Source organism: Deltaproteobacteria bacterium (assembly GCA_016234845.1).
In the GTDB taxonomy this organism is placed as follows: Bacteria; Desulfobacterota; Deferrimicrobia; order Deferrimicrobiales; family Deferrimicrobiaceae; genus JACRNP01.
The window spans coordinates 1-3,525 of record JACRNP010000186.1; the positions used below are offsets into that span (position 1 = coordinate 1).

At 68.3% G+C, this 3,525-nt stretch carries 2 protein-coding genes; both read right to left on the reverse strand.

Going from position 1 to position 3,525, the window contains the following annotated elements; genetic code table 11:
* Positions 1-73: 73 nt before the first annotated feature.
* Positions 74-1,408: a GGDEF domain-containing protein gene (locus HZB86_11860; protein MBI5906218.1), complete on the reverse strand. Its 1,335-nt coding sequence runs from the start codon at positions 1,406-1,408 to the stop codon at positions 74-76.
* Between the two features lie 103 nt (positions 1,409-1,511).
* Positions 1,512-3,392 carry a ComEC/Rec2 family competence protein gene (locus tag HZB86_11865; GenBank protein ID MBI5906219.1) on the reverse strand — a complete coding sequence of 627 codons (1,881 nt, stop codon included), beginning with the start codon at positions 3,390-3,392 and terminating at the stop codon, positions 1,512-1,514.
* Positions 3,393-3,525: the final 133 nt, after the last annotated feature.

Sequence of the window (3,525 nt, forward strand, 5' to 3'; positions counted from 1 at the left end):
GACGCCTCGAGGGAAGCCCATCGGGCGGACTCGGGGGGAAGGATGTCCTTCATCCCCCGGACGGTCGGCAATGTCATGGGACGTTCTGCGGGGTGGCGAGATAGACGACGTTCCGGGTGGACTCCTTCCCGCGGTACATCGCCTGGTCCGCGAGGTTCAGGAGGTGCTGCTTCGTCGTCGCGTGCTCCGGGAAGGCGGCGATCCCGATGGAGATCGTCAGGCGGATGTCGAGCCCCATGGCCATCACGAACTGCTCCGCCTCGACCATCTTCCGCATCCGCTCCGCCACGTGCCGGGCCTCCTCGGAGTTGGTCTCCACGAGGAGGACGACGAACTCGTCGCCGCCGTACCGGACCACGGTGTCGGACTCCCGGACGCACGCCTTGAGGACCGCCCCGACCTCGACCAGGACGCGGCTCCCCACGAGGTGCCCGTGGGCGTCGTTCACGCGCTTGAAGAAATCCACGTCCATGAAGAGCACGGAGAAGAAGTTCCGGTACCGCTCCGACCGCTTCATTTCGCGGTCGAGGACGACGTTCAGGTACCGGTTGTTGTACAGCTTGGTGAGGTCGTCGATGTAGATCAGGCTCTGCGCCTGGGCGTTCCGCTCGGCGTTGATCAGGGCCAGCCGCGCCTGCCGGTAGAAGAAGTTCAGCAGGGGGCTGTTCAGCACGTCCATCTCGGGAGCGCCGCGGAGCCCCGCGAGCGCGAAGATCCGGGAGCCGGGGGACAGGTCGAAGCAGACCGACAGGAGGTACCGGTTGCCGTCGAGCGGCGGGCCGGCATCGCGATCCCGGTATCCGAGCGCCTCGGCGGACAGGACGACGGGGGTGGGGCCGGAGTTCCGGATCAGCGATTCCCCGAAGTTCCGAAGGAACGCCGCGGGTGCGGCGTCGTCGGGAAATCCGAGGGAGGCGAGGATCGAGTACGGGACTCCCCCTTCCCCGCCCTCCTTGAAGAGGACGCCGAACGAGGCGCCGAGCGCCTCGCGGAACTTCTCGAGGATCGTCCCGGCCAAAAGCCCCATGTCGGTCGTCGTGATCACGGGAATGCAGAAGTCGAACAGCTCGTCGAGCGACATTCGCCGAAGGAGCCCGTACCCGGAGAACAGGTACTTTTCGAGGTATGGCACCAGGGAGCCGGCCAGGTTCTCCTCGAAGAGGATTTCGGATGCGCCCCCCTTCAACGCCTCGAGCACCGAAGGACCGTCCTCCTTGGCGAGGATCAGCAGCAGCGGCGTGCGGGGCGCCAGGGCGAGCATTTCGGCGACGAACGCCTCGGTACCCTGCTCCTTCGAGAACTTCTGGGCGACGATGACGGAGAAATTCTCCTTCCGGAGCGCGTCCGCGCCGGTCTTCCACTGGGAGAAGAAGGAGAAGTGGACGCCCTTGAGGGAGGGCGCCTGCACGGTGCCTTCGATGCGTTTCGCTTCGGGGCACAGTATGAGGACACGCTGTGTTGTCATGTACAGGCCCCGTTCCCGGTCCTGGCTGCGAATGGGCAAACCGTTCTCATGTCAGCCGCCAGAGGATCTTCCACCCTCCCGTGCGGCCTCCCTGCTCCAAAGTGAGTTTCCGCCCGTCGGAACGGACCGTAAACGCTCCGTTTTCCAACAGGAAACGCTGACCCGAGGGTAGCAAATTTCCTCCATCGAAACAATTTCTATTTTGCGCCACGACGGCGGACGGGCGGCAGAAGGCCGCCCACCCGCCCGGATCCGCGCCGGGGGAACCGTGGTGCGGGAGGAAGAGGACCCTCCGTTCGGCCTCCCCGCGCCCGGCGGCTCCCCACGACGACGGCCCCTCCTCCACGTCCCCGGGCAACCACACGGACAGCAGCCCATATCGAAATTCCATTATGATCCCGGATTCGTTCGCGCGACCGGCCCCCGCCCCGCGACGGGGAGCCCGGACCACGACTCTCGCGCCGCCGGATTCGAAGGTGAAACCGGAGCGGACCTCGCGGACGTGTCCGCGCCAGGACGACACGGCCGGCCCGAACGCCTCCTTCGGCACCCCCTCCGGCAGCCAGATCTCCCCCACCGGCATCGCGGAGAGGACCGCGCCCGCCCCGCCGAAATGGTCTTCGTGGGGATGCGTGAGGACCAGGGCGTCGATCTTCCGGATCCCGCGCCCCCGAAGGAACGGCAGGACCACGCGCCTTCCCGCGTCCCCGCGGAGGGCGCTCCCGCAGTCGATCAGGAAGCATCCCCCGCCGGGGAACGAAACGACGTGGGACGCCCCCTTCCCCACGTTGAGCGCCGTGAGCGCGAACTCCCGTTCGGGCATCGCGGCGTACGGGAGGTGCAGCCAGCCGAGAAACAGGAGGCCGGCGGCCACCGGGGCGATCCACGGTTTCCGGCCGCGCGACATCCTCCATACCGTCCCCGCCGACGCCGCGGCGGTCGCGAGGAGCGGAGCCGCCACGCCCGACGGCGGAACCGGGAAGCAACCCGCTCCGGACGCGGATACAAGGTCGAGCGTCGAGAGACCGAACGTCAGGAACTCCGTAAAGGTTCGGACAAGCGGTCCCACCGCGTCGATCCCGAATACGCCTCCGAGAACCGCGAGGGAGGCGCCGGCGACCCCGCCGGTCCCGAGGATCGGGCCGAAGAGAAGGTTCCACAGGATCGCGCCGGACGGAACCGTACCGAAGAACGCGGCCGACACGGGAAGCGTGCCGAAAAACGCGACCGTAGAGGCGATCGCCGCCGCCCGGACCCACCCGAGGATTTTTCCCCGCGATCCGCTCCGCTCCCCACCGGAGGGAACGGAGAAGTTGGCGATCAGGAAGAAGGTGGCGCCGTAGCTCAGCAGCAGGGACGGCGAGAGGATCGAGAGCGGCGCGTGCGCGATCGTCAGGAAGAGCATCGCGGACCACGCGAGGCCGGGAGCGCGGACCCCTGCCTTCCGCCACGCGAGGACGGACAGGGTGATCATCCCGGCGGATCGCACGGCCGGCACGGGCGCCCCCGCGAGAAGAACGTACCCCCAGCACGCCGGGAGGGACAGGATCGCCGGGAGGTGGCCCAGGTCCGGCGTCCCGTGCCGCATGCGGACGGACCAGAGGATGACGCGCAGGAGGAAGACCGCCATGACGTGGAACACCGCCACGTTCACGCCGGAGATGGCCATCAGGTGGGCGAGACCGGTGCTCCGGAGCAGCGCCGCCACCGGGTGGGACCAGGCCGGCACCTCGCCGGTCGCGAGAGACAGGAGGAAGACGGCTCCGTCCGACGTTCCGGCGTGGCGTCTCACCCAGTCGCCGGTCCGCCGCCGCGCCCGGGAAAAGATCCCCGAAATGCCCCCGGCCCCCGGATCTTCCGCGACGAAGATGGCGCGCGACGCGTCCGTCGAGAACGCGTATTGCGCCCCTTCCGCCATGGCCGTCATTTCCCGGGGGATCTCCCCGGGATTCCCCCGTCCGCGAACCGCGTGAAGGCGCCCCGCCGCGCGGATCCGGGCCGGAAAGGATACCGGCCTGTCCGGGTTCCGGACGTACAGGAGCACCTTCTGGAGCCGAAGC

Excerpts from the sequence above, each read along its gene's own strand:
- HZB86_11865 (MBI5906219.1), bottom strand. The coding sequence starts at position 3,392 with ATGACGGCCATGGCGGAAGGGGCGCAATACGCGTTCTCGACGGACGCG.